Here is a 2,189-nt window from a genome sequence, read left to right on the forward strand (position 1 = left end):
TTTATACGTACAAAGGATGAATGGGTAGTGGGTAACAATGAGTGTAAATTAAATAAGGCACAAAAAAGGATGCTTAAGGATAAAGAAATATATAATCATTTCAATTTAGAAAATATTTCCAGTTCCATCAAAACGGAGCTAAACAAGATAGTGCATGACATCGATGACTAATACTTTAACACCAAACAGAAAGGGGCTATGAATATATAGGGTCTATAACTATCAAATCGCCCCTCGAAAACGTTGTTAAAATAACCCCCAATATCTATAATATAGATGTTGGGGGTTATTTATTTTCATATTATAAAAATAACTCTTTTTATTCGTCATTTTTTCGATACCTTTTAGCACGATTTTGACCAGAAAATAAACGATCATGCGATCCGACTCGAATGCCAATTAAGACTAGTTCATCTTTATCAATCGTATAAACCACCAGGACATCGTTAGTTTCGCTTGGTGTTTTGTTTTTCGGGGTATCTCGTAAGTGCAATTCATTATAACCGCTCATTCGCCGATTAAGCTCATGATCTTCAAATTCTGGTGGTAATTGTTGTTGCTCAAGCAACAGGTCAATGGCTGCTCGAACTTCATCAATAATAGATTTGTCTAAACTGGCTAACCGTTTTAGATCAGCATTAAAGGTTGCACGTGGTTTAAATCTTAGTTTTTTCATTATTTAAACTGACCCCAATAATCATCATCTGATGCAACAATTTCATCGTCAGGTAAAACATGGCGTTTAATTAACTGATCACGTGCAATTGCATATTCTAACGAACCTTCTTTAGCTTTTAATGCTCTTTCTAGCCAGTCCATTTTTTCTTGTGAAACGATGGCTACTGCGCGACTATTTGAACGAGCAATATAAACGGTTTCGTCTTCGTCATTAACTTGATCTAAATATTTTTTTAGGTTAGCGCGAAAATCGCTCTGTGTTAGTGCTAATGTCATATTTACCACCCTTTCATTGTACTTAATATTGTACTTTAATTTGTACTAAAAATCAATTTTTTAAGGAGCTAAAACTATGCAACAAGTTGTCTTACCAATCAAAGATTCAAATGTTCTCAAGGAGGTTCAAGATACCTTACTCAACAACTTTAAAGCTGGCCGGCGTAACTATACAGTTTTTCAAGTTGGCAAAGCGACACTGTTGCGAGTCAGTGATGTCATGCGCTTAAAACAGATAGACATTTTTAATCCGGACGGGTCTATTAAACAAAATGCGTTCATTCACGATCGAAAAACGGGTAAGCCTAATACCTTGTACCTTAAACCAGTTCAAACAGAGCTCTTATTGTATCGCCAATGGCTACTTGATCATCAGCTGGATTCTGAATGGCTCTTTCCTTCCATTCAACACCCCGAACGCCATATCACGGAAAAACAGTTCTACAAAATTATGAGTAAGGTTGGTGAACTGTTAGGCATTAATTATCTAGGGACCCATACGATGCGTAAAACCGGGGCTTATCGCGTTTACACGCAATCAAATTATAATATTGGCTTAGTCATGAATTTGCTCAATCATTCCAGTGAAGCAATGACTTTAGCTTATTTAGGCTTAGACCAGGCTAGTACTGAAACGATGCTGGATAAAATTGATTTTGGTTAGGAGGCTGGCTTTATGGATTTAGATTTTAAATCAAACAAGTATGATCTTTTTGATGATTGGCATCAAAACAAGACTAAACAAGCCTTTACACAAAAGTTGCAGCAACAAGCTCAACTTGAAAAAACACAGCTGCCACAGTTATTGTCGCGTGAAGATTTAAAAATTCGCTGGCAGATGAACTCTCGTCAAAGTGTTCATCAAGTTGCTAGTAAGCCCGATTTTCCGCAACCCGTTTTTGCTTTTAATCATGGTAAGACGCCACTTTACTTAGCAACTGAAATTCAAATTTTCGAAATTAATCACCCTTGGGTGATAACTCCTGGTGCTCGTCTTGCTTATAGTTATTGAATTCTTTGTCGTAACGAGTTGGCATGTAAAAATTCCTTCCTTTTGAGAGATGATTTATTCATTATACCCTCTCTTAAAAGTTGTCTCAGGAATCAGCTTACATCCATGGTAGATTGCAAATTTAATCCGAATTTTTGGACAAATTTGTCAGCATAACCTGATACGGTGTTTGCCAGTCGAGTATTTTAAGCGGTCGCTGGTTAATTTGGAGTAACGTCGTCGT

General features: G+C 36.6%; 4 protein-coding genes and 1 pseudogene. 2 read left to right on the top strand and 3 right to left on the bottom strand.

Annotated features, from left to right (window positions below; genetic code table 11):
* Nucleotides 1-319 precede the first annotated feature (319 nt).
* On the bottom strand, nt 320-676 hold the full coding sequence (locus tag MZO40_RS16855) for a type II toxin-antitoxin system YafQ family toxin (protein ID WP_064578729.1): 357 nt from the start codon (nt 674-676) through the stop codon (nt 320-322).
* Complete coding sequence (locus MZO40_RS16860) at nt 676-954, bottom strand: type II toxin-antitoxin system Phd/YefM family antitoxin (protein WP_058906977.1); 279 nt, start codon at nt 952-954, stop codon at nt 676-678. The genes MZO40_RS16855 and MZO40_RS16860 overlap by 1 nt, the downstream gene beginning before the upstream one ends.
* A 76-nt stretch (nt 955-1,030) precedes the next feature.
* On the opposite strand from MZO40_RS16860, the gene MZO40_RS16865 reads away from it, so the two are divergent.
* On the top strand, nt 1,031-1,618 hold the full coding sequence (locus MZO40_RS16865; RefSeq protein WP_064578730.1) for a site-specific integrase: 588 nt from the start codon (nt 1,031-1,033) through the stop codon (nt 1,616-1,618).
* A gap of 12 nt (nt 1,619-1,630) precedes the next feature.
* A complete protein-coding gene (locus MZO40_RS16870; RefSeq protein ID WP_120247179.1) occupies nt 1,631-1,966 on the top strand; it encodes a hypothetical protein in 336 nt (111 codons plus the stop codon).
* Between the two features lie 121 nt (nt 1,967-2,087).
* On the opposite strand, the pseudogene MZO40_RS16875 reads toward MZO40_RS16870, so the two are convergent.
* Nucleotides 2,088-2,189, bottom strand: a pseudogene (locus MZO40_RS16875) (IS30 family transposase); the annotation flags it as partial.

Origin of the sequence: Lactiplantibacillus sp. B652, from assembly GCF_023806745.1 — a bacterium.
In the GTDB taxonomy this organism is placed as follows: Bacteria; Bacillota; Bacilli; order Lactobacillales; family Lactobacillaceae; genus Lactiplantibacillus; species Lactiplantibacillus pentosus.

What these genes read in the sequence shown, in the direction of transcription:
- MZO40_RS16855 (WP_064578729.1), bottom strand. Translation starts at nt 676, where the DNA reads ATGAAAAAACTAAGATTTAAACCACGTGCAACCTTTAATGCTGATCTA.
- MZO40_RS16860 (WP_058906977.1), bottom strand. Translation starts at nt 954, where the DNA reads ATGACATTAGCACTAACACAGAGCGATTTTCGCGCTAACCTAAAAAAA.
- MZO40_RS16865 (WP_064578730.1), top strand. Translation starts at nt 1,031, where the DNA reads ATGCAACAAGTTGTCTTACCAATCAAAGATTCAAATGTTCTCAAGGAG.
- MZO40_RS16870 (WP_120247179.1), top strand. Translation starts at nt 1,631, where the DNA reads ATGGATTTAGATTTTAAATCAAACAAGTATGATCTTTTTGATGATTGG.